General features: G+C 65.7%; 20 protein-coding genes. 3 read left to right on the forward strand and 17 right to left on the reverse strand.

The features are described 5' to 3' along the window. Nucleotides 1-1,259: HNH endonuclease signature motif containing protein (locus ARTSIC4J27_RS22200; protein WP_235436673.1), on the forward strand; the 1,259-nt coding region annotated here is incomplete at its 5' end. A gap of 68 nt (nt 1,260-1,327) precedes the next feature. Here ARTSIC4J27_RS22200 and ARTSIC4J27_RS13310 read toward each other — a convergent pair. The 10 genes from ARTSIC4J27_RS13310 to truB all read right to left on the reverse strand — a co-directional run bounded on the left by ARTSIC4J27_RS13310 (nt 1,328) and on the right by truB (nt 11,547). Then, entirely contained in the window at nt 1,328-1,846 is a 519-nt protein-coding gene (locus ARTSIC4J27_RS13310) for a DUF1579 family protein (protein ID WP_050055686.1), read from the reverse strand. Between the two features lie 119 nt (nt 1,847-1,965). Continuing rightward, complete coding sequence (locus ARTSIC4J27_RS13315) at nt 1,966-3,309, reverse strand: M16 family metallopeptidase (protein WP_050055687.1); 1,344 nt, start codon at nt 3,307-3,309, stop codon at nt 1,966-1,968. Nucleotides 3,310-3,434: 125 nt separating this feature from the next. Continuing rightward, a complete protein-coding gene (locus ARTSIC4J27_RS13320; RefSeq protein WP_050055946.1) occupies nt 3,435-5,696 on the reverse strand; it encodes a polyribonucleotide nucleotidyltransferase in 2,262 nt (753 codons plus the stop codon). 243 nt (nt 5,697-5,939) lie between these two features. Then, complete coding sequence (rpsO, locus tag ARTSIC4J27_RS13325; RefSeq protein WP_043452786.1) at nt 5,940-6,209, reverse strand: 30S ribosomal protein S15; 270 nt, start codon at nt 6,207-6,209, stop codon at nt 5,940-5,942. Between the two features lie 198 nt (nt 6,210-6,407). Further along, nucleotides 6,408-7,676, reverse strand: a complete 1,269-nt coding sequence (locus ARTSIC4J27_RS13330) for a kynureninase (protein ID WP_050055688.1) — start codon at nt 7,674-7,676, stop codon at nt 6,408-6,410. Continuing rightward, nucleotides 7,673-8,527 (reverse strand): tryptophan 2,3-dioxygenase, encoded by an 855-nt coding sequence (gene kynA / locus ARTSIC4J27_RS13335; RefSeq protein ID WP_050055689.1) that lies wholly within the window; start codon nt 8,525-8,527, stop codon nt 7,673-7,675. Before kynA ends, ARTSIC4J27_RS13330 begins: the two co-directional genes overlap by 4 nt. Before the next feature lie 38 nt (nt 8,528-8,565). Then, a complete protein-coding gene (locus ARTSIC4J27_RS13340) occupies nt 8,566-9,549 on the reverse strand; it encodes a bifunctional riboflavin kinase/FAD synthetase (protein WP_050055690.1) in 984 nt (327 codons plus the stop codon). Between the two features lie 129 nt (nt 9,550-9,678). Continuing rightward, on the reverse strand, nt 9,679-10,155 hold the full coding sequence (locus tag ARTSIC4J27_RS13345; protein ID WP_050055947.1) for a hypothetical protein: 477 nt from the start codon (nt 10,153-10,155) through the stop codon (nt 9,679-9,681). A gap of 19 nt (nt 10,156-10,174) precedes the next feature. Continuing rightward, the gene (locus tag ARTSIC4J27_RS13350) at nt 10,175-10,528 is read right to left on the reverse strand and encodes a hypothetical protein (protein ID WP_050055691.1); all 354 of its coding nucleotides are present in this window, start codon (nt 10,526-10,528) and stop codon (nt 10,175-10,177) included. A gap of 2 nt (nt 10,529-10,530) precedes the next feature. Beyond that, nucleotides 10,531-11,547, reverse strand: a complete 1,017-nt coding sequence (gene truB / locus ARTSIC4J27_RS13355; protein WP_235436676.1) for a tRNA pseudouridine(55) synthase TruB — start codon at nt 11,545-11,547, stop codon at nt 10,531-10,533. A gap of 102 nt (nt 11,548-11,649) precedes the next feature. Here truB and ARTSIC4J27_RS13360 point away from each other — a divergent pair, with 102 nt between their 5' ends. After that, nucleotides 11,650-12,810 (forward strand): pyridoxal phosphate-dependent aminotransferase, encoded by a 1,161-nt coding sequence (locus ARTSIC4J27_RS13360; protein ID WP_200900828.1) that lies wholly within the window; start codon nt 11,650-11,652, stop codon nt 12,808-12,810. 13 nt (nt 12,811-12,823) lie between these two features. On the opposite strand, the gene trxA is transcribed toward ARTSIC4J27_RS13360, so the two are convergent. Together trxA and ARTSIC4J27_RS13370 are read right to left on the reverse strand one after the other, a co-directional pair. Further along, complete coding sequence (trxA, locus tag ARTSIC4J27_RS13365; protein WP_050055693.1) at nt 12,824-13,261, reverse strand: thioredoxin; 438 nt, start codon at nt 13,259-13,261, stop codon at nt 12,824-12,826. A gap of 2 nt (nt 13,262-13,263) precedes the next feature. Continuing rightward, complete coding sequence (locus tag ARTSIC4J27_RS13370) at nt 13,264-13,746, reverse strand: nucleoside deaminase (protein WP_050055694.1); 483 nt, start codon at nt 13,744-13,746, stop codon at nt 13,264-13,266. A gap of 182 nt (nt 13,747-13,928) precedes the next feature. Between ARTSIC4J27_RS13370 and ARTSIC4J27_RS13375 the strand changes: the two genes are divergently transcribed. Next, on the forward strand, nt 13,929-15,050 hold the full coding sequence (locus tag ARTSIC4J27_RS13375) for a ScyD/ScyE family protein (RefSeq protein WP_050055695.1): 1,122 nt from the start codon (nt 13,929-13,931) through the stop codon (nt 15,048-15,050). A gap of 89 nt (nt 15,051-15,139) precedes the next feature. Here ARTSIC4J27_RS13375 and rbfA read toward each other — a convergent pair whose 3' ends face one another. The 5 genes from rbfA to ARTSIC4J27_RS13400 form a co-directional block, all read right to left on the reverse strand. Then, the gene (rbfA, locus tag ARTSIC4J27_RS13380; protein WP_050055696.1) at nt 15,140-15,649 is read right to left on the reverse strand and encodes a 30S ribosome-binding factor RbfA; all 510 of its coding nucleotides are present in this window, start codon (nt 15,647-15,649) and stop codon (nt 15,140-15,142) included. 290 nt (nt 15,650-15,939) lie between these two features. Continuing rightward, nucleotides 15,940-18,879 (reverse strand): translation initiation factor IF-2, encoded by a 2,940-nt coding sequence (gene infB, locus ARTSIC4J27_RS13385; protein WP_050055697.1) that lies wholly within the window; start codon nt 18,877-18,879, stop codon nt 15,940-15,942. Between the two features lie 152 nt (nt 18,880-19,031). Further along, nucleotides 19,032-19,391, reverse strand: a complete 360-nt coding sequence (locus tag ARTSIC4J27_RS13390) for a YlxR family protein (protein WP_050055698.1) — start codon at nt 19,389-19,391, stop codon at nt 19,032-19,034. 166 nt (nt 19,392-19,557) lie between these two features. Continuing rightward, complete coding sequence (nusA, locus tag ARTSIC4J27_RS13395; protein WP_050055699.1) at nt 19,558-20,538, reverse strand: transcription termination factor NusA; 981 nt, start codon at nt 20,536-20,538, stop codon at nt 19,558-19,560. Then, a complete protein-coding gene (locus ARTSIC4J27_RS13400; RefSeq protein WP_050055700.1) occupies nt 20,538-21,146 on the reverse strand; it encodes a ribosome maturation factor RimP in 609 nt (202 codons plus the stop codon). The genes nusA and ARTSIC4J27_RS13400 overlap by 1 nt, the downstream gene beginning before the upstream one ends. Nucleotides 21,147-21,201: the final 55 nt, after the last annotated feature.

A 21,201-nucleotide genomic window follows, 5' to 3' on the forward strand; every position in this document is an offset into this window, starting at 1 on the left:
AACCCAGCACAACACAAAACACCACAGGTCAAGGCAACCCGGGTGAAAGCAGCCCGGAAGGCAACATGGGTGAAGGCACCGGCAGCGCGGTAGCCACCGACGACGGCGACCAGGGCACGATCGGGCTGGCCTCGCTCGCGCCGGCCGGCGTCAATGACACCCCCGCCGGTACCGCCGCCGCCACCGGCACCGCCGCGTACGAGAGCACCACCGACCATGAGGCCCCCGGCACCCCAGAGCACCCAGCTACCGGCGGCAACGGGTACGCGGACCTCGGCAACGTCCCGGTACCCAAGGCGGACGTCCTGGTCACCGTGCCGGTACTCGCCCTATTCGACATCACGGATGAACCGGCAACCCTGGACGGCTACGGTCCGATCCCCGCCTCCATGGCCCGCGAACTCGTCGCCAACGGTGCCAGCTCGTTCTACCGCGTCCTGGTCGACCCCCGGAACGGCGCACCGCTGGAAATCGGCCGCACCAGCTACCGGCTCACCAGGGCCATGAAAAAAGCCCTGCAACTCAGGGATGGAAAATGCACCTTCCCCGGCTGCAACAACCCCTCGCTGGACAACGAGGCAGACCACGTTCAGGCCTGGAAGGATGGCGGCAACACGGGGATCAGCAACCTGGCCCAACTGTGCCCAAAGCACCACCGACTCAAGCACAACACCGGCTGGACACCCACACCGGCCACCAAGGCCGAACCACCCGGCTGGACCTCACCCACCGGCCGACACTACAAAGCCGAACAACCCGACCACGAACCACCCCACTGGCCACCCGGACTCCTGACCCGCGCACCCGACACAGCCGAACAGCTGACGCATGCAACCGACACGACCGGATCCCTGCCTGCGCAAGATCCACCCGCAACCGAAAGGCCCCGATTCCCCGCCCGTGCACCGGAAAGACCCGGGCTCCTGCCATCCGGCCTGACCGATACAACCGGTCTTATGCGACAGTCAAAGGATGCACCGGGAACCGAAACCCCAGGACTCCTGACCCGTGCAACCGACACGACCGGGTTCCTGACGCCTGCGCAAGATCCACCCGCAACACAATCAACTGGATCCATGGACTTCCCGGACTTTAACCCGCCCTTTGCCGAGCCAATCGATGACAACCTTGAAGATCCCCACGACTTCTCGCCCGACGATCCCATCTGGGACGACTTCTACGCCCACCCGCCGATACTGCCCAAAGACCCGCTCAAGGAGTGGCAGCGCAAGCGGGAGTGGGACATGGTCAACTCCTGAAGCCGCCGGCAATCTGGAGTCGACTGAAGTCCGACGCTGTTCTAAAGTTCGAACCTGCTCGGAAAACGTCAGCTCCGCTGGAACGACGAGGTCATAAACGGGACGTAGGCAGAGCCAGTCCCGTCGACCGCTCCCGCTTCCTCGTGCAGCCCGCTGTCCCGCATGGCCTTGTCGCCACGGGTACGAAGCTCCGTCACATGCGTCAACACGTCGCCATCCACCCGCAGCGTATGGCGGGTCCATCCGGAAGAGCCACGGCGCTCGACGCGCAGGGCTCCGTTGTGCCATGTGCAGCGGACCGCTGCGGCCGGTGCCGGCCCTGCATTGTCCACGTAGTACCAGAAAACGTCGTGGTGATCCGGATCGACAGTGAAGATGCCATGGCCTTCGAAATGTGTCCCGTCCGGTTCCCGGTGGCTGTAACTCTGCACCACCGCAGATCCGCCAGCCACCGGGGTGTACGTCACCTCGGCGTCGACAGTCCTCTCAGGCCCCCAGGCACCGGACGCGAACCGCGTACTCCCCCGCCAGCGGCCGAGGAATCCAGCCAGGGCATGCGGCGCGCGGCCGGGCGAGGTCTGTTCCACGTCCCTCACCTCCAGAGGTAAAGTGTTGCCGGGGTTACCAACCAGGTCCTGCCGTTCCCCCTAGATCAAGCCGTTCCCGTCAAATCGAGCCGTTCCCGCCAAGCCCGTCATTAGCCCGGTCAGAGCCCGAACGTCTCGGTCTCTTCAAAGGGTCCCACAACTGTCACCGTCCGGGGTGCCGCAGCCAGCTCCGCCGCCAGGTCCTGGACCTGCTCCGCCGTTACAGCCTTGATCAGCCTCAGCGTTTCGTCGATGTCCTGGTACTCACCGGAGACAAGTTCGGCCCGGCCCAGCCTGGACATCCGTGAACCCGTGTCTTCCAGGGCGAGCACGATGCCGCCGCCGAGCTGGCCAACAGCCTTGCGGAGTTCGTCGTCGGAAATTCCATGCTCGGCGAGCTTCTCCAGCTCAATGGACAGCAGGTCCAGGACCTGGCGCACCTTGGAGGGGGTGCACCCGGCGTACATGCCGAAGTAACCGGCGTCCGCGTAGGAGGACGCGAATGAATACGTGGAGTAAACGAGGCCGCGCTTCTCGCGGATCTCCTGGAACAGGCGCGAGGACATGCCGCCGCCCAGTACTGCGTTCAGGACGCTCATGACATAGCGCCGGTCGTCGGTGGCAACGATAGTGGGGCAGCCCATGATGATGTTCGCCTGCTCCACGGCGCGCTTGACCACGTGCAGGCCTGCAGTACCGGTGATCAGGGCCCGGTCGGTGGACCGCCGCTCCACGGGTGCGGCATCGGTCTTCAGCGACCAGCCCGCGGACTCGAGGGCGTCCACCACCAGGTCGCAGACGACGTCGTGCTCCAGGCCGCCGGCCGCGGTGATCACCAGTTCGTCCGGGCGGTAATACCGCTGGTAGTGCTCCCACACGGAGTCGCGGGCCACGGCCTTGATGGCGTCCGGCGTGCCGCCGATGGGCCGGCCGAGGGGGTGGTTGCCGAGAACGGCTGACACAAAGTTTTCGTGGGCTACGTCCGTAGGGTCATCGCTGTCCATCGCGATTTCCTCAAGGATGACGTCCCGCTCCTGCTCCATCTCCGCAGGGTCCAGGACCGCTCCGGTGATCATGTCCGCAATGACGTCGATGGCCATGGGCAGGTCAGTATCGAGAACGCGGGCGAAGTAGCAGGTGCTTTCCTTGGCCGTGGCAGCGTTCGACTCGCCACCTACCTCGTCGAAGGCGGAGGCGATCTCCAGGGCGGTCCGGCGCTTGGTCCCCTTGAACAGGAGATGTTCCAGGAAGTGGGTGGACCCGTGCTGTCCCGGCGCCTCGTCCCGGGAACCCACACCAACCCAAAAGCCGATGGTCGCAGACCGCTGCCCCGGCATGGCCTCCGTCAGGACCCGCACACCCCCGGGCAACACCGAACGCCGGACTTCCGAGCCGCCGTCGGAACCGTGGACCAGGGTGTCGCCGCGGTGGTTCTGCTCAAGCGGCAGGGGTACAACAGTCATTGAGGCCTTTCAAAAGGGGCAGCCGGGATCTGGCTGCCATCGTAACAGCGGCGGGGCCGGTGGATCATCCACCGGCCCCGCCGATTCATGCAAGTGCTGCGGGCTTGGCCCGCAAGCCGGACGTGTTAGACGTCAGCACCCTCAGCAGGTTCCGTGGTGTGGGCGCGCTCGGTCTCAGCCTCGGCGCCTTCTTCCTCGGCAACTACCGGGGCGAGCGAGAGCTTTCCACGGTCGTCGATCTTGGTGATCTCCACCTGGACCTTCTGGCCCACCGAGACAACGTCGTCGACGTTGTCCACGCGCTTGCCGTTGGCCAGCTTGCGCAGTTCGGAGATGTGCAGGAGGCCGTCCTTGCCCGGGGTCAGCGACACGAAAGCACCGAAGGTGGTGGTCTTGACGACCGTACCCAGGTAACGCTCGCCGATTTCCGGGACCTGCGGGTTGGCGATGGCGTTGATGGCGGAGCGTGCTGCTTCTGCAGACGGGCCGTTGGTGGCGCCAATGTAGACCGTGCCGTCGTCCTCGATGGAGATGTCGGCGCCGGTGTCTTCCTGGATCTGGTTGATCATCTTGCCCTTGGGGCCAATGACCTCGCCGATCTTGTCCACGGGGATCTTCACGGCGATGACGCGCGGCGCGAACTCGGAGAGCTCGTCCGGGGTGTCAATGGCCGAGTTGATGACCTCGAGGATGTGCAGGCGGGCTTCGCGGGCCTGCTTCAGGGCTGCTGCCAGCACCGAGGCGGGGATACCGTCGAGCTTGGTGTCCAGCTGGATGGCCGTGACGAACTCGGAAGTACCGGCAACCTTGAAGTCCATGTCGCCGAAGGCATCTTCAGCACCAAGGATGTCGGTCAGGGCTGCGTAGCGGGTCTGGCCGTCCACCTGGTCGGAAACCAGACCCATGGCGATGCCGGCGACGGCGGCCTTCAGGGGCACACCGGCGTTCAGCATCGACAGGGTGGAGGCGCAGACGGAACCCATCGACGTCGAACCGTTGGATCCGAGGGCCTCGGATACCTGGCGGATGGCGTAGGGGAATTCCTCGCGGGACGGCAGGACCGGCACGAGCGCGCGCTCGGCCAGGGCACCGTGGCCGATTTCGCGGCGCTTCGGGGAACCGACACGGCCGGTTTCACCGGTGGAGTACGGCGGGAAGTTGTAGTTGTGCATGTAGCGCTTGGTCTTCACCGGCGACAGCGAGTCGATCTGCTGTTCCATCTTCAGCATGTTCAGCGTGGTGACACCCATGATCTGGGTCTCGCCGCGTTCGAAGATGGCCGAACCGTGAACCCGCGGCAGCACCTCAACCTCGGCGGTGAGCTGGCGGATGTCCGTCAGGCCGCGGCCGTCGATGCGGATCTGGTCCTTGAGGATGCGCTGGCGCACCACGTGCTTGGTGACCGAGCGGAATGCTGCGGACAGCTCCTTCTCGCGGCCTTCGAACTGGCCGGCGAGGTTGCCCAGGACTTCGTCCTTCAGGGCGTCCGAAGCGTTGTCGCGCTCCTGCTTGTCGGCGATCTGGAAGACGGCAGCCAGCTTCTCGGCGGCAGCGGCTTCAACAGCGGCGTAGGCGTCGTCCTCGTAGTCCAGGAAGACCGGGAACTCGACGGTGGGCTTGGCCGCACGGGCAGCCAGGTCCGCCTGGGCGTCGCAGAGTGCCTTGATGAACGGCTTGGCAGCCTCGAGGCCCTCGGAAACAACCTCTTCGGTGGGGGCGGTGGCGCCCTGTTCCTTGATGAGGTTCCAGGAGTTGTCGGTTGCTTCGGCTTCAACCATCATGATGGCGACGTCGTCACCGGCAACGCGGCCGGCCACCACCATGTTGAAGACGGAGTTTTCCAGCTGGGAGTGCTTCGGGAAAGCAACCCACTGTGATCCGTTTTCGTCGGCGACCAGGGCAACGCGGACGCCGCCGATGGGGCCGGAGAACGGCAGGCCGGAAAGCTGGGTGGACATGGAGGAAGCGTTGATGGCCACCACGTCGTAGAGCTCGTCCGGGTTGATCGCCAGGACGGTCACGACGATCTGGACCTCGTTGCGCAGGCCCTTGATGAAGGCGGGGCGCAGCGGGCGGTCCATGAGGCGGCAGGCCAGGATGGCTTCGGTGGACGGGCGGCCTTCACGGCGGAAGAACGAGCCCGGGATGCGGCCGGCAGCGTACATGCGCTCTTCGACGTCGACCGTCAGCGGGAAGAAGTCAAAGCCTTCACGCGGGTGCTTGCCGGCAGTGGTGGCGGACAGCAGTGCGGTGTCATCGTCGATGTACACCATGGCTGCGCCGGCTGCCTGCTTGGCAAGGCGGCCGGTTTCAAAGCGGATTACGCGCTTGCCAAAACGGCCATTGTCAATGACTGCTTCCGAGAACTGGATTTCGGGACCCTCCAAGAGAGTCACCTCCGTTTCTGTTTGACGGAAGTCCAGCCGCATCAACCCGGCCAGCATCTGTCTACTGGCCCTGCACCCGGTCATCGATCGAGACCCACGGGCCGCCGGCTTCTGTCAACGAAGCCCTTCCCGGGGATCACTACCGAGGACCGCGAATGCGTGATGCGGTTGATCCTCCTGTTTAATTTTTCTTTTGAAGAAGGCGGCCCGTTCCGCAATGGAAAGGGCCGCCCCTAAGTCCGACTAGCGGCGCAGGCCGAGGCGCTCGATGAGCGAACGGTAGCGGGCGATGTCGGTCTTCTTGAGGTAGCTCAGCATGCGCTTGCGGCGACCAACCATGGCCAGCAGACCGCGCTGGGTGTGGTAGTCGTGCTTGTGCTCCTTCATGTGCTCAGTCAGATCCTTGATCCGCTGGGTCAGGACAGCAACCTGGACCTCCGGTGAACCGGTGTCGCCTTCCGCGGTTGCGTATTCCTTGATGATGGACTGCTTTACAGCGGCGTCAAGTGCCACAATAACTCCTAGGGATGTGCCGTGAGGGCCCAGGTCAGAAACTCACTGCCGGGTCTGCCGGCGCAACCTGTCAGGGATCTCCCAAAGGGAACTCCCGGGCAGTGCTGCACGCAACAGGAACCAGCCGCCACGGACTGCAGCCGGATCCATCGTCCAGTTTACCGGCCCCGTCCCAATCTTGTCGAAACAGTGCAGCAGTCAGCGGTTCAGCCGGTCCCGGATTGCCGCCATCCCGTGCAGGACCTCCCCGAAACTGGTGCTCAGCGGCGAGAGGCCTACCCGGATGCCGTGTGGAGCCCGGAAGTCCGGAATGACGTCTTCGTCCCACAACCCTGCCACGTCCTCCTTGGCGAAGGCGGGATGGTCCAGCGTGATGTGGCTGCCCCGCTCCCCCGGATTCCTGGGCGTGGAAAGTTCCACGCCCAGCGGCGCCAGCCAGGCGTCGAAGATCTCGATGGCGAAGGTGGTCAGCCGCACCGACTTGGCCCGGAGGGCTGCCATGGTTGCCTCCTCGATGAGGTCCAGCGTTCCGCGCATGGCGAGCATCCCGAAAATCGCCGGCGTCCCGCTGAGGAATCCGCGGATACCGGGAGCCGGCTCATATCCGGCAGCCATCTCGAACGCGTCCTTGCGCCCCATCCACCCCCAGATCGGCTGGTTGAGCGAGGCAAGGTGGCGCTGGTTGACGTAGGCGAACGCGGGCGATCCCGGCCCGCCGTTGAGGTACTTGTAGGTGCAGCCGGCAGCAAAGTCCACGCCGGCACCGTCCAGGTCCAGCTCCACCGACCCAGCGGAATGGCACAGGTCCCACACAACGAGCGCACCGGCGTCGTGCACTGCTTCGGTGATGGCCGGCAGGTCGGCCATATGGCCGGAACGGTAGGCGATGTGGCTCAAAAGTACGACGGCGGTGCGCGGCCCCGCCGCCTGGCGCACCTGGTCAACGGTCACCCCGGCCGCAGGATCGGCATCGATCCAGCGCAGCGTCAGGCCCTCGTCGAGGGCGATGCCTTCAACCAGGTAGCGGTCCGTGGGGAAGTTTCCGGTGTCCAGGACCAGTTCGTTCCGGTCCGGGTCCGCCACGGCGGCGAGGGCCGCACGGATCATTTTATACAGGACCACGGTGGTGGAATCGGCGATGATGGTCTGCCCGTGCGCAGCGCCCAGCACTGCCCGGCCCAGCTGGTTGCCGATGGCCTGGGGCAGCTCCAGCCATTCCTCGTCCCAGCCCCGGATCAGGCGGCCGCCCCAGCCGTCGCGGATGAAAGCGCCGATATCCTCGGCTGTCCGCCTCAGCGGCCGGCCCAGGGAGTTCCCGTCCAGGTAGGACAGCGGCGTGTCAGTACCGATGAAGAGGCTCCGGTAGCGCGCCAGCGGGTCCTGGCGGTCCAGTTCGTCCGCGCGCTGCTGCAGGGAGGCGCCTGCCGCTTCTGCGCCCGGTGCAACGGGCTGTTGCTGGATGCTCATTGGCCGATCTCCGTCCTGACAGCGAATAATTCCGGGAAAAACGTCAGCTCGAGGGCCTTCTGCAGGAACGCGGCGCCGCTGGAGCCACCGGTTCCCGTTTTCATGCCGATGGTCCGCTGTACCGTGCGCAGGTGCCGGAAGCGCCAGAGCTGGAAGTTGTCCTCCAGGTCCACCAGCTCCTCGCAGGCCTCGTAGGCAGCCCAGTTATCCGCCGCATTCTCGTAGATGTGCTTGAACAGCGGAACGAGTTCCGGCCTGAATTCGTGGGCCTGGGTGACGTCCCGTTCCAGCACGGACCGGGGCACATCAAAGCCCTGCCGGGCAAGGTAGGCAAGGAATTCGTCGTAGATGCTGGGCGCGTTGAGCAGTTGCTCCAGCATGGCATGGGCTTCGGGATCGGACTCGAAGACGGACAGCATCTTGCCGTTCTTGTTGCCCAGGATGAACTCCACGGCCCGGTACTGGCTGGACTGGAACCCGGAGGCGTGGCCCAGGAAACCGCGGAACTGCGAGTACTCGGTGGGGGTCAGCGTGGCCAGCACCGACCATTGTTCGGTGAGGGTCTTCTGGATGTGCTTGACCCGTGCGATCCCCTTGAGCGCCGAGCCCAGGTCATCGTTCCGGAGCCAGGAAGCAGTGCTGCGCAGCTCGTGCAGCACCAGCTTCAGCCACAGCTCGGTGGTCTGGTGCTGGATGATGAACAGCATTTCATCGTGGTGTTCCGGCTCGCTGACCGGGTGCTGCGCGCTGAGCAGCGTTGGCAATTGCAGGTAGGAGGCGTAGCTCATCCGTGAGCTGAAATCACGGACAATACCTTTGTCCAGTTTCCTGGTGTTCTTCTCAACGGACACGGTACTGCCTTTCGCTGCGGCGCTTGGCCTGCGGACGGTTAGCGCCTGGCCAGCAAATCGTGCGCCTGGACCACGTCCAGGCGCATCTGGTCCACCAGGGCTTCAGGCCCACGGTAGGCCACCATGCCCCGCAGCCGGGCCACGAATTCGACAACTACTGTCTGGTCGTACAGATCGAAGTCCTCCACGGCTTCCCGTGGGCGGTCGATGACGTGGGCTTCCACCTGGCGGCTGACGCCGTCGAAGGTGGGATTGGACCCGACGGAGATGGCCGCGGGCCAGCGCGTCCCGGCCTGGTCCACCAGCCAGCCGGCGTAGATGCCGTCCGCGGGGATCAGGCCGCTGGCGTTGGACGACAGGTTGGCGGTAGGGAATCCGAGGGCACGGCCGCGGGCAGCGCCGTGGACCACTTGGCCCCGCATCCGGTGCGGGCGGCCAAGGACGGCGGCGGCAGTGGCCACATCACCCTCCTGGAGGGCTTCGCGCACCCAGGTGGACGAGCAGCGGCGGTCCTTGCCGTCGTCGTCATGCAGGGGGTAGCCCTCGGAGCCGAACTCACTGATCACCCGGACTTCGAACCCGAACTTCTGGCCAAGCGCCTTCATGGTGTCAAGGTCGCCGGAATTGCCGCGGCCGAACCGGGCGTCATGGCCGATCACCACGTGGCTGGCGTGCAGGCAGTCCACCAGGAACTGCTGCACGAACTCTTCAGCGGTGAGGCTGGCAAGGTCCAGGGAGTACTTCATCACCAGGATGCCGTCCAGGCCCAGCTCCCCCAGGGCTTCAAGCTTGTCCTGCAGCCCCATGATCAGCTCGGGCGCAGACTCGGGACGGTGGATCAGGGCGGGGTGGGGATCGAAGGTGACGGCCACGGACCTGGAGCGGGTGAGCCGGGCGGTGCGGATCAGCTCGGACAACACCTGCTGGTGGCCGCGGTGCACCCCGTCGAAGTTGCCGAAGGTGACAACAGATGGGCCGAAGTCCGCCGGGACCTCGGACGGATCGTTCCAGATGTAGACCATCACCCTCGCCTTTAAACTGCGTGCAAATCAACGTTCAGGACCGTACCGGCCACGGAACTCTCTAAAGATTACCCGCACTCAGCGGTGCGGCTTTGCCACCGGCCAACCGATTTCCCGGCCGCGGGGCGGTCAGGCATTCAAGGAGGGCCGGCGGCGGTACAGCCACACCAGGCCCAACACCGGCAGCAGCAACGGGATGAATCCGTAGCCCCGGCCGAACAGGGACCAGACCGTCTCGTGCGGAAACTGGACAGAGTCGAACACGCTCAGGGCACCCACCACGAGCACACCCACCAGCTCAACGAGGACCGCTGCCACGGACACCTTGAACCAGGTGCTGCCGGCCTTCGCCAGGGACACGGTGGCCACCACGTACACCAGAGCGGCGAACGCGGACAGCAGGTACGCCAGCGGAGCCTCGGAGAACTTGGTGAGGATCTGGTACCCGGCACGGGCGGTGGCGGAGATGGCGAACACCGCGTAAACGGCGATCAGCAGGCGGCCGGGCCCGGTGTTCCGGGTGTTCCTTGCCGGGGCTTCCCCGCCGGCGGCGGTTGCACCCTTGGCGGTTGCGCCCTTGGCGGCAGCGGGATTCTGGTTTTTCACGTTGCGTGCTTCTTCCACTTCAGTACCAGATCTGGTTCATACGGGCGGCCATCACCAGTGCGGTGACGCCAACGGCGGCCAGGACAAAGTTGCTCCACCGGGTGCGTTCCAGGATGGACCAGTACACGGCAGCAGGCGGCAGCAGCATGGCCGTGGCGAGGTATCCCCAGAACTCCCACGCTTCCCCGGCAATGGGCTCACCGGCGATGACGCGCACCATCGATCCCACCAGGTACACCAGGAGTGCCACCTCGACGGCGGCTACCGAGAGGATGGTGACGTCGTTCGGCGCCTTTTTCAGGATGCCCGCCAGCAGGCAGACCCCGGTGGACAGCAACCCCACCACCAGGATGATGTAGAAATACGCGTCCACGCTCAGGCCGCCCCGGAAGTGCCGGTGCCAGGGCTGTTGGAGGCACCCGGGCCGTCGGAGGTGCCAGGGCTGTCGGAGGTGACGGGGCCGTCGGAGGCACCCGGGCCGTTCGACGGCCCGCCGGTGCCAGGCGCGAACACCAGGACGGGTTTGGCAAAGCTGCCGGCATCGGCCAGCAGTGCCACCAGGCTTCCGTCCGGGGCGAAGGCGGCTGCGGGATGTTCGGCAGTGGCACCGGCACCGGGGGCCGCGCCGGCGGCAATCCGGCGGCCGAAGGAGATCTCGGTGGTTTCTTCCGGGCTGAGCTCACGGTTGGGCATCAGTGCGCGGGCGGCGTCGGCCATGTCGAGGACATCAAGCTCTTCGGCGAGCTGTTCCAGGGTGCGGGCCTGCTCCAGTGAGTATGGTCCCACGTGGGTCCGCCGCAAGGCGGTGAGGTGCCCGCCGACGCCCAGGGCGTTGCCGAGGTCGCGTGCCAGCGCCCGGATGTAGGTTCCGGAGGAGCATTCAACCGTGACATCCAGGTCCACCACGTCCGCCGCCGCGTCCCTGCTGATGCTGTGGACCTCAAACCGGTGGATGGTGACCGGGCGGGACGCGAGCTTGACCTCTTCGCCCGAGCGGACACGAGCGTAGGCACGTTCGCCGTTGACCTTGATGGCGCTCACGCTGCTGGGCACCTGCTGGATCTGCCCGGTGAGGGCGGCAACGCCGTCGTAAATGGCCTGCTCATCCACCTCCACGGTGGAAGCCGTGGCAGTCACTTCACCTTCGGCGTCGTCCGTCACTGTGGATTGACCGAGGCGGATGGTGGCGGTGTACGTCTTGGATGTGCCCACAATGTAGGTGAGCAGGCGGGTGGCCTTGTTGATGCCCACCACCAGGACGCCTGTTGCCATCGGATCCAGCGTGCCGGCATGCCCTACTTTCCGGGTACCTGCGATGCGCCGCATCCGGCCAACCACATCATGGCTGGTCCATCCCTGCGGCTTGTCCACTATCACCAGTCCAGAAAGCACGCTTCCCAGTATATCGGCGCCAGTCCCGGCTCCCGCCCACCCGTCAACGGGCCCTGCGGGCAGCTCAAAGCGGCAGCTGAAGGGCCGGTTAGGATGGCACTCATGCCTGAGCTTGCCACCCATGTCCGCGATGTGCCCGTCAACCAGATCCGCGAGATCACCGAGGCTGCGTGGCGCACACCGGGCGCCCTGGTCCTCAGCATCGGCGAGCCCGGGTTCCCGCTGCCCCGCCACGTCCTGGACGCCGGGATCGCCTGCCTGGACCGGGACGAAACCAACTACACCCCCAACGCGGGCATCCCCGCGCTGCGCGAGGCGTTCGCCGCACGGTTCCGGGAACGCGCCGGGCACGGCACCGCCATCGGCGCGGACCGGGTGTACGTGGTGGACGGCGCCCAGCAGGGCCTGCACTTCGCGATGAGCCTGCTGCTCTCCCCCGGCGACGAAATCCTGATCCCCAATCCGGGCTACCCCACCTTTGCCATGACCAGCAGGCTCCTCAACGCCGTCCCGGTGGGCTACCCGCTCTACCCGCAGCACCGGTTCCAGCCCAGGACCGAAGATATCGAGGCGCTCATCACGGACCGCACCCGCGTGCTGGTCCTGAACTCACCGTCCAATCCCCTGGGCGCGGTCCTCGGTGAAGACCTCACGCGCGAAATTGTGGAGTTGGCCCGGAGGCACGATCTGTGGGTGATCTCCGACGAGTGCTACGAGGCGTTCACCTACGACGTGCCGCACGTGAGTCCGGCCAGGTTCGACGGCGTACTGCCGGGCGAGGCGCGCGTCTTCACTTCGTTGACGCTTTCCAAAACGTACGGGCTCACAGGGCTTCGGATCGGTGCCCTGGTTTGCCCGCCCGGGCTGGAGCAAAAGATGAACAACGTGATGGAGTCCATCGTTTCGTGCGTGGCATCGCCGTCACAGTACGCTGCGCTCGCCGCCCTTACCGGGCCGCAGGATTACGTCCGGCACGCCCACGAACACTACCGGGCCAACCGGGACGCCGCGTCCGCCGTGCTGGATGCCAAGGGCATCCCGTATTTGAAGGCCGACGGCGCGTTCTACCTCTGGGCCGACGTCTCGCACGTGAGCGGCGGCGATGTCCGGGCATGGGTCCGGCGTTTCCTCGCCGGGTCCGGGGTTGCCCTCGCGCCGGGGACGGCGTTTGGTTCCATTGGCGAAGGCTGGGTGCGGATTGCGTTGTGCGGCAAGCGGGACGAACTGCTGGAGGGCCTGTCCCGGCTTCCGGAGCGCGTGTAGGCCGCTTTCGTCGTTAACGCCGGGTTCCGGCAAGCGCCCCGTCCAGCCACGTCCGCAGCACCTCCGCCGGAGCGGCCCCTGCCTGCCGGGCGGCCACTTTGCCGTCAACGATGACCATCAGGGTGGGTATGGCCTGGACATCGAACCGGCGGGATAAGCCGGGATTCTTGTCGACGTCGACCTTCACCAGTTTGACGGCGCCCTCGCGTTCGCGGGCCAGCTTGTCCAGGACCGGGCTCACCATCCGGCACGGTCCGCACCATTCAGCCCAGAAGTCCACCAGCACGGGAACGGGCGACTGCTCGGCCACAATGCTGAAGTCGGCATCACCGGCCGCAACGATCCAGGGCAGCCCGCCCCGGCAGTTGCCGCAGCGGGGACGGCCGGCGGCATTGGCCGGGACCCGGTTGGTCTTCCCGCAGTGGGGACAGGGGGTGAGCGAGGCTTCCATGCCTAATAGTCCTTCCGGCTTTTGTGCGCGCCCCAGGCCAGGAACGGGGCGTCCGACGCCGGCACCTCGCCCCTGCTGACCGGCAGCAGTTCCGGACGGGTACCGGAGAAGTAGTCGTAGAAGAGCGCGTCATCAAAGCCGGCGGACGCGGCGCCGTAGCGGTCGGCGGCGTAGTAGACCCGGTCGATCCGCGCCCAGAGGGCGGACGCCAGGCACAGCGGGCACGGCTCGCAGCTGGTGTACAGGACTGCCCCGCGCAGGTCGAAGTTCCTGATGGCAGCAGCCGCAGTGCGGATGGCCACCACCTCGGCGTGGGCGGTGGGATCGTTATCGCGGGTGACCCGGTTGACGCCCTCGTGCACCCGTCCGTCCTTGGTCACCACTAAAGCCCCGAAGGGACCGCCGCCGTCGGCGACGTTCCGGGTGGCCAGGGACACCGCCCGTTCGAGGTACTGGTTGGCATCGCCGTGGTCCGCCTGGTTCATAGCTCGATCCTAGCCAAAGGCCTTGAGGTTAGGGGATAAAAATAGGGGGCGATATAGGGGGCCCGTACCGGCGACACCGTTACCCGGCAGGAATAGTCTGGCGGGCGGGGGTTCCGAAATATTGCTTCCAACGAGGCTCCTTATAACCGGCCCTTTCAAGGGCGCCCAACCCGGAGTACCCAATGAAGAACAAGTTTCCACTCGTCGCCTGTCTCACGGCCGCGGCGATAGTCATTCCAACCGGGCCCGCCGCTGCGGGTTCCACTGACGCCCCCGAGCCAGTCACATTGGCTGCGGGCCTGTCAGCACCTCTTAGCCTGGCCGTAAATTCAGATGACTCCGTCCTGGTCACGCAGAATTTCGCCGGCCTCCTGAGCCGCGTCAACGACGACGGCACCACCGCTACCCTTTACCAGGGCAAACCCGGTTGGGACGTTGGCGGCGTGGAAAGCCGCCGCGGAACCACGTACTTCGTGGAGAGCGTGGGAGCCGGCGGTAATGATCCGGCCGCCCTCGAAGGCTACTTGAAGTCCATCGACGCGCAGGGAAACGTTCGGACCATTGCCGCACTGGCCGACCATGAACGCAAGAACAACCCGGACGCAGACCAGCACTACGGCTTCGGACCAGACGTCTCGGCAGAATGCCTGGCTGGCTGGCCCGCGTTCCCGCCCGCCCGCTACCAAGGTGGCGTTGACTCGCATCCCTATGCCGTGGCAGTCCGGAGCGGTACGGCATACATAGCTGACGCCGGCGCAAACGCCATCCTGGAAGTGGACATCGAGACCGGTGACGTTTCCACCCTGGCAGTGCTGCCGCCGCGGCCCGCAGTGGTTCCGGCCGGGACAAAGATCCCGGTGGACATGGCGGGAAACACCGTGGAAGTCCCTGCATGCGTGGTGGGCCATGAATACGCCTTCGAGCCGGTGCCCACCGATGTGGAGTTCGGCCCGGACGGCCGGCTGTATGTCACCTCCCTGCCGGGCGGGCCTGAGGATCCTTCCCTGGGAGCCAGGGGCGCGATTTTCCGGGTCAACCCGTGGACCGGCAATTCGCACGTGTGGGCAGAGGACATCCTGAGCCCCACCGGCCTGGCCATCACCGATAACGGCGACGTGTACGTGGCGTCGATGTTTGGCAATGAGATCATCAAGTTCGATGCCTGGACGTGTGACAGGTCCCGGTTCCTGGCCATCGACGGGCCGGCCGCGGTGGAAGTCCGTGGATCGAACCTCTACGCCACCGCCGGATTCAGCTTCACCGACATGACCAAGGGCAAGGTGGTGCGGGCCGGCATCGACTAGTCAGCCGGGAAGGTTGGCCAGCTGCAAAAGATTCCTGGGAAGCAGAAGGCCCGGACCATATGGTCCGGGCCTTCTGCTGGCAATTGCGGCTACTTATGGCCGTCTTCGTCAAGTTCCTCGGCGTCGGTGAGGTCGAGATCCTCCTCGTCGAAGTCGTCTTCGTCGATGTCCACATCGGCGGACGCATCGCTCTTGTACGGATCGGGGTCCCCGGCATGCCGGGCCTGCGCCGCGAGGGCGGCCACCTCGGCGTCACGCTTCTTGGCCTCGCGGAGCAGCTCCTCGAGGTTCGAGGCGATGACGGGGATCTCGTCGGAGACGAATTCAAGGGTGGGAGTCAGGCGGATGCTGAGGTTGCGTCCCACCTCCTGCCGAAGCACACCCTTGGCCTTCTCCAGGCCCTTGGCAGCATCAGCCTGAACAGCCTGGTCACCAAAAACGGTGTAGTACACCGTGGCATGCTGCAAATCATTGGTCACCCGGGCATCAGTAACAGTAATGCCCTCCAACCGAGGATCCTTAACCTTCCGGCCCAAGGCCTCAGCAACAACAACCTTAATCCGCTGCGCCAATTTGGCAGCACGTGCCGGATCAGCCATGAACAACTCCTAAAAGAAGAAAAAATTGGGGACGTACGACGGCGGCGGCGTGCCGGCGTCGAACGTTTCAGTTATGTGCCACGCACTAAAGGCGGGCCAACGACGATGCCGTCGGGATTTTCCGGCGGCGCTTTGGAGCCGTGAAGGGGGCCCGGGAGTGGCATCGGGCCTGCCGGAGACGGGTGGCTGACGATCGCAGATCGTCAGCCACCCGTCGTAGGGGCGGGGCCCCCTTCACGGCGGAAAAGCGGGGGCCGCCGGGAGATCCCGACGGCCCCACAACAGACAGACTAGACGCGCGGCTTCTCACGCATCTCGAAGGTCTCGATGATGTCACCTTCGGAGATGTCGTTGTACGAGCCAAGACCGATACCACACTCGAAGTCCGTGCGGACTTCGGTGGCGTCGTCCTTGAAGCGCTTGAGCGTCTCAACGGTGAGGTTGTCACCGATGATCTTGCCGTCGCGGCTGATGCGGGCCTTGGTGTTGCGGCGGATGATGCCCGAGCGGACGATCGAGCCGGCGATGTTTCCGAACTTGGAGGAGCGGAAGACTTCGCGGACCTCGGCGGTGCCCAGCTGGAATTCTTCGTATTCCGGCTTGAGCATGCCCTTGAGCGCCATCTCGATGTCATCGATCGCGGAGTAGATGACGGAGTAGAACCGCATGTCCACGCCTTCGCGGTCTGCCAGTTCGGCAACCCGCTCGGCCGGCTTGACGTTGAAGCCGATGATAACGGCGCTGTCCACTGTTGCCAGGTTGACGTCGTTCTGCGTGATGGCACCAACACCGCGGTGGATGACGCGCAGCTGCACGCCTTCGCCAACGTCGATCTTGAGCAGGGCGTCTTCGAGGGCTTCCACGGCACCGGACACGTCACCCTTGAGGATGAGGTTGAGGGTGTCGATCTTGCCTTCGGCCACGGCCTGGTCGAAGTCTTCGAGGCTGATGCGCTTGCGGCGCTTGGCCAGGGCGGCGTTGCGGTCGGCAGCTTCACGCTTCTCGGCGATCTGGCGGGCGGTGCGCTCGTCAGCGGTCACGAAGAAGGTGTCGCCTGCACGCGGGACGTTGGACAGACCCAGCACCTGGACGGGGCGGGACGGGCCGGCCTCGGTCAGGGCGCTGCCGTCGTCGTCGAACATCGCACGGACGCGGCCGTGGGCCGTGCCTGCCACGATGGTGTCGCCGACGCGCAGGGTGCCGGACTGCACCAGGACGGTGGCCACGGAACCGCGGCCCTTGTCCAGGTTGGCTTCGATGGCGATACCGCGGGCGTCCTTGTTCGGGTTGGCGCGCATGTCCAGGGCAGCGTCCGCGGTGAGCAGGACTGCCTCGAGCAGCTCGTCGATGTTGAGGTTCTGGCGGGCAGAGACCTCCACGAACATGGTGTCGCCACCGTATTCTTCGGGAACCAGGCCGTACTCGGTCAGCTGGCCGCGGACCTTGTCCGGGTTGGCGCCTTCCTTGTCGATCTTGTTCACGGCCACCACGATGGGCACGTTGGCTGCCTGGGCGTGGTTGAGGGCTTCAACGGTCTGGGGCATCACGCCGTCGTCCGCTGCGACCACCAGGATGGCGATGTCGGTGACCTTCGCACCACGGGCACGCATGGCGGTGAACGCCTCGTGGCCCGGGGTATCGATGAAGGTGATCTTCCGGTCGTCGCCTTCATGGTTGTGCGTGACCTGGTAGGCACCGATGTGCTGCGTGATGCCGCCGTGCTCACCCGCCATAACGTCGGACTTGCGGATGGCATCGAGCAGGCGGGTCTTACCGTGGTCGACGTGGCCCATAACGGTGACTACTGGAGGACGTGCCTCGAGGTCTTCGTCGCCTTCGGCTTCAAGTTCGGCTTCGAAATCGATGTCGAAGCCGGAGAGCAGCTCGCGCTCCTCGTCCTCCGGGGACACAACCTGGAGCTTGTAGCCGAGCTCTTCACCCAGCAGCGCGAAGGTTTCCTCGTCCAGCGACTGCGTTGCCGTTGCCATTTCACCGAGGTGGAACAGCACGGTCACGAGCGCGGCGGGGTTTGCCTCGATCTTGTCGGCGAAGTCCGTGATGGACGAGCCGCGGCGCAGGCGGATGACAGTGTTGCCGTCGCCGCGGGGTACGCTCACGCCGCCCAGCGACGGTGCGCTCATCTGCTCAAGTTCCTGGCGCTTTGCACGCTTCGACTTGCGCTGCTTGCCACGTCCGGCGCCGCCCTTGCCGAAGGCACCCTGGGTGCCGCCGCGTCCGCGGCCGCCCTTGCCAAAGCCGCCACCGGCGGGAGCTCCGCCGCCGCCACCGGGACCACCGGTTCCGGGAGCGCCGCCCGGGCGTCCGGGACCACGGCCACCGGCACCCGGACGTCCTGCACCGGCCGGAGCCGGGCGTTCAGTACGGTTGGGCATCATCCCCGGGGTGGGACGGTTTCCACCGGCACCACCGGGACGGGGTGCACCCGGGCGCGGGCCGCCGGCGCCAGCCGCGGGACGCGGCCCACCGGCGCCTGCTGCGGGACGGGGACCACCGGGACGGGGTCCACCGGCACCTGCTGCGGGACGCGGACCGCCGGGACGGTCGCCGTCGGTGCGGCCTCCACCCGGACGGGGCATGCCCTGCGAGGTAGCGAACGGGTTGTTACCCGGACGGGGAGCACGCTCTCCATCGCCGCCACGGCCGCCGCGGGGCATGCCCTGCGAGGTGGCGAACGGGTTGTTGCCCGGACGGGGACCGCCGGGACGGGGAGCAGAGCTGCCTGCCGAACCGCCCTGTCCGCCGGAGCGGGCTGGGGCAGCGGGAGTTTCGGCCTTGGGAGCCGGGCGCGCACCGGGTTTGGCACCGGTGGACGGAGCAGCGCTGGTGGAAGCGGCCGGAGCCGCCGGAGCTGCGGGCCGGCTGGCAGCAGGCGCCGCCGGAGCCGAAGCAGCAGGCTGGGCCGGTGCTGCCGGAGATGCGGGGGCAGGTGCCTGTGCCGCGGGAGCCGGAGCCTTGGGGGCTGCCGGGCCGGGAGCCGGAGTTGAAGGACGTGCTTCTGCCGCCGGGGCAGGCGCCTTGGGCGCGGCTGCCGGCGCTGAAGCCTTAGCGGCAGCGTCGGGGAAGGCGTTGCGCAGTTTACGCACAACGGGGGCCTCAATGGTGGAAGAGGCGGAGCGAACAAATTCGCCCAGTTCCTGCAGTTTTGTCACTGCATCTTTGGAAGTAATACCGAGCTCTTTGGCGAGCTCATGTACGCGGACCTTGGCCACATTTCTCCTGTCTCGGTCCGCACCGAGCCAGGCACGAACCGTCTACTTCTTACTGCGGACCCCAGCCGCGAATACAGCGAAAGGGCCCATTGCAGAGCGCAACAAAGTTGTCATCGTTACGCACTCATCGCTGGGAACTCATCGGGTTTCCATCAGATTTCTGACCCGCTTTCAGGTTGGACGGTTGGTGTTGCAGTTGCCGTGGTGCCTGCAACGTTCGTTTCCGACTTGATCCAGTGTTCGACGGCGGCAGTTCCGGTTGCACCCGCAAGGGCACGTCCGAAAGCCCGCCGTTTGATCGCCAGAGCCAGGCACGATTCGCTGGGGTGCAACCAAGCACCCCGGCCAGCCAGCCGGCGTCGTTCATCCACCAGGACGGCGGCAGAGCCGCTGCCTTCGGCGACGAGCCGGAGCAATTCAGACCGCAGGCCCTTCTTCCGGCATCCGATGCAGGTACGCTCCGGTTGATTCCCGGTGGAAAGCTCTGCCACGGTCATCTTCCTGACATTCATATCTGCTGCCCCGGGAATGCCTGCCTCCGCTGAGTCAGCGGAAGGGGCATGCTCGAGGCACACGGCTGCCGGCCGTTGGGCGCGGCCTTTTCTATTCTAGCCCCTCCGGGCCGTTCTGCCCGAAACCGCATGGCAGTCCCGGCGTGGCCGCCCGGTGAGGGCTGGTTCAGTTTTCGCGCGGAGCGGCGGCGTCGGAAACAATATCGATGCGCCAGCCGGTCAGCTTGGCCGCGAGGCGGGCGTTCTGGCCCTCTTTGCCGATAGCCAGGGAAAGCTGGTAATCGGGAACCACCACGCGGGCCGAACGGGTGGCTTCATCAGTGATAGTGACCGAATTCACCCTCGACGGCGACAGGGCGCTGGCGATGAAGGTGGCCGGATTCTCGCTGAAGTCGACAATGTCGATCTTTTCGTCGTTCAGTTCCGTCATCACAGCCCGCACTCGGGAGCCCATTTCACCGATGCAGGCACCCTTGGCGTTAATGCCCGGGATGTTGGCCTTGACGGCGATCTTGGTACGGTGGCCGGCTTCCCGGGCCAGCGCAACGATCTCCACCGAGCGGTCGGCGATCTCGGGTACTTCCAGTTCGAAGAGCTTCCGGACGAGCCCCGGGTGGGACCGGGACAGCGTGACGGAGGGACCCTTGGAGCCGCGGTGCACATCGATCACCAGGGCACGCAGGCGGTTTCCGTGGAGGTACTTCTCCCCCGGCACCTGTTCGGGCGGCGGCAGGAGCGCTTCAACGGTTCCCAGGTTGACCTGCACCATGTGCGGGTTGTGGCCCTGCTGGATGGTACCGGCCACAAGCTCGCCTTCACGGCCCTTGAATTCGCCAAGGACGTTGTCGTCCTCAACATCGCGGAGGCGCTGCAGGATGATCTGCCGTGCAGTGCTGGCCGCGATACGGCCGAAGCCCTCCGGGGTGTGCTCAAACTCGCCGATCGGGGCGCCGTCGTCGTCAATTTCCACGGCCCAGATGGTCACGTGGCCGCTCTTGCGGTCCAGTTCCGCGCGGGCCTTCTCAAAGGCGCCCGGCGACTTGTGGTACGCCACCAGGAGCGCCTGCTCAATGGTGGGGATCAGGAGGTCCAGCGGGATTTCACGCTCACGCTCCAGAAGTCTCAGTGCGCTCATGTCAATATCCATCAGGCCTCCTCAGAAGGTCCATTGTGTCCAGGTTCCAGACCATCCTCATGGAGGTGGCTGAATTCGATCTCGACTTTTCCGTTGCGGATCCTGTCGAAAGGAAGCTTGATGGGATCGCCCTGGCGGGGCTTCATTCCCTTTTTGACGGCGATCTCGGGCACGATGGTCACACCCGAGGTGTCCACCGCCTGGATGCGTCCGGTGACGTTGTCGCCCTGGAGGACGTTGACCTTCACCATGCGGCCCTTGGCGCGGTGCCAGTGGCGCGGCTCGGTCAGCGGCCGCCCGACGCCCGGGGAGGAGACCTCAAGATCGTAGGGACGGCCGTCGTCGCCGGGATCGTTGTCCAAAACATCCGAGAGTACCTTGGAGATGTCCGCAATGACATCCAGGCTGACTCCGCCGGTCTCCTCCTGGGGCAGGTCCACCACCACGTGGACCACGCGGTGGGACCCGGGGATGATGGCCACATCCTCCAAGTACAGGCGGTTGGCCTGGACCGAGGGTTCAAGGAGCGCCCTGAGCCGTGCAGCTTCCGGATTGTGTGCGGCCTCAGCCTTACCCGTTCCGGTATGGTCTGATGAAGCCGTGGCTTCTGCATTGCTCACGATGCCGGCCGCCTCCCGATAGATGATGTTGTGTGTACTAGCGTAGCTATTTTAC

This window comes from Pseudarthrobacter siccitolerans (assembly GCF_001046895.1).
GTDB lineage: Bacteria > Actinomycetota > Actinomycetes > Actinomycetales > Micrococcaceae > Arthrobacter > Arthrobacter siccitolerans.

Excerpts from the sequence above, each read along its gene's own strand:
- ARTSIC4J27_RS13340 (WP_050055690.1), bottom strand. The coding sequence starts at position 9,549 with ATGGTCTACATCTGGAACGATCCGTCCGAGGTCCCGGCGGACTTCGGC.
- ARTSIC4J27_RS13330 (WP_050055688.1), bottom strand. The coding sequence starts at position 7,676 with ATGAGCATCCAGCAACAGCCCGTTGCACCGGGCGCAGAAGCGGCAGGC.
- ARTSIC4J27_RS13315 (WP_050055687.1), bottom strand. The coding sequence starts at position 3,309 with ATGACTGTTGTACCCCTGCCGCTTGAGCAGAACCACCGCGGCGACACC.
- ARTSIC4J27_RS13370 (WP_050055694.1), bottom strand. The coding sequence starts at position 13,746 with ATGAACCAGGCGGACCACGGCGATGCCAACCAGTACCTCGAACGGGCG.
- ARTSIC4J27_RS13360 (WP_200900828.1), top strand. The coding sequence starts at position 11,650 with ATGCCTGAGCTTGCCACCCATGTCCGCGATGTGCCCGTCAACCAGATC.
- ARTSIC4J27_RS13390 (WP_050055698.1), bottom strand. The coding sequence starts at position 19,391 with ATGAATGTCAGGAAGATGACCGTGGCAGAGCTTTCCACCGGGAATCAA.
- ARTSIC4J27_RS13375 (WP_050055695.1), top strand. The coding sequence starts at position 13,929 with ATGAAGAACAAGTTTCCACTCGTCGCCTGTCTCACGGCCGCGGCGATA.
- nusA (WP_050055699.1), bottom strand. The coding sequence starts at position 20,538 with ATGGATATTGACATGAGCGCACTGAGACTTCTGGAGCGTGAGCGTGAA.
- trxA (WP_050055693.1), bottom strand. The coding sequence starts at position 13,261 with ATGGAAGCCTCGCTCACCCCCTGTCCCCACTGCGGGAAGACCAACCGG.
- rbfA (WP_050055696.1), bottom strand. The coding sequence starts at position 15,649 with ATGGCTGATCCGGCACGTGCTGCCAAATTGGCGCAGCGGATTAAGGTT.